Raw genomic sequence first — 1,001 nt, forward strand, 5'->3', positions numbered from 1 at the left:
GGAGATGGTCGGAGTGACGGTAGGAGAGCATGCCTCCCACCTCGTTGAGCTGGCCCACGACCGCCTTGCGCTGCAGCCCGCCGCCGCGAGCGGCGTCCCAGGCCCGGAACACCTCGACCGAGCGCTCCAGCTCCTCCACCTCCTGCGAGCCGATGGGTGCGGCCTCGTAGCGCTCGTAGCCGGCCGGGTCGGCGTGCAGGGGGTTGTCGACAGCAGGGGCGTCGGTCTTCAGTGCCGGATCGGTGTGCAGCCAGTCATGCATAGCGCTGCTGAGTACGGATCCCGCGGTGAGCGCGGCGCCCGCGCCCACCAAACCGCGTCGGTTGAGCATGAGGTCCATTCCCGTGAATTCGGTGAGGACCGCGGCTGTTCGTTCGGGCGTCCACGGCACGCCGTCGGGGTGTTCCACACTCCCGCGGCCCTGTCGCTTCCCCAGACGCCCGTGCCGCACCAGACCGAGGTCCTCGATGGTCACGACACGGCCGAGACGCTCGGTGAACAGCGCCGCCAGCACCCGCGGCACGGGATCGCGCGGGATCTCTCCCATGTCGATCCACCGCCGCACCCGTGAGGTGTCGGTCGCCAGCTGGGGGTGGCCCATGGCCGCCGCCTGCCGGTTGACCAGCCTCGCGAGCTCTCCCTTCGACCAGCCGGCCAGGCCGAACAGGTCTGAGAGTCGGGTGTTGGGTTGTCCGCTCACGTCAAGCCCCCAGGTTCTCGGCTGAGTTGAATGTAGCCCGCTGTCAGTTGCTCGGGGACTATTCGCCAGGCTTCGCCAGGGTCCGCTACATGGTGTGCCACTGCCCATCCGTTGTCAGGTAGGAAAGCGCCACCCCGACCCGGTCGCCCGTCGGACACTCCCCAGGGTGCTCCTGGACGCCCGGGGCGGGTAGCGCGTGACATCGCAGGCACACGAAGGGATCTGTATTCCCCCATGTACGCAGCATCGTCGTACGCAGCATCGTCCTCCGTGTCCGCCCCGCCCCGGCCGCTCGCTCCCC

The 1,001-nt window shown here is 69.2% G+C and carries 1 protein-coding gene; it reads right to left on the reverse strand.

Annotation, left to right across the window (positions count from 1 at the left end):
* A partial coding sequence (locus F3T56_RS49180) for an NsdA family TPR-like regulatory protein (protein WP_484422116.1) occupies positions 1-700 on the reverse strand: 700 nt, incomplete at its 3' end.
* Positions 701-1,001 lie beyond the last annotated feature (301 nt).

It is taken from the genome of Streptomyces tailanensis (assembly GCF_008386495.1).
Taxonomy (GTDB): domain Bacteria; phylum Actinomycetota; class Actinomycetes; order Streptomycetales; family Streptomycetaceae; genus Streptomyces; species Streptomyces tailanensis.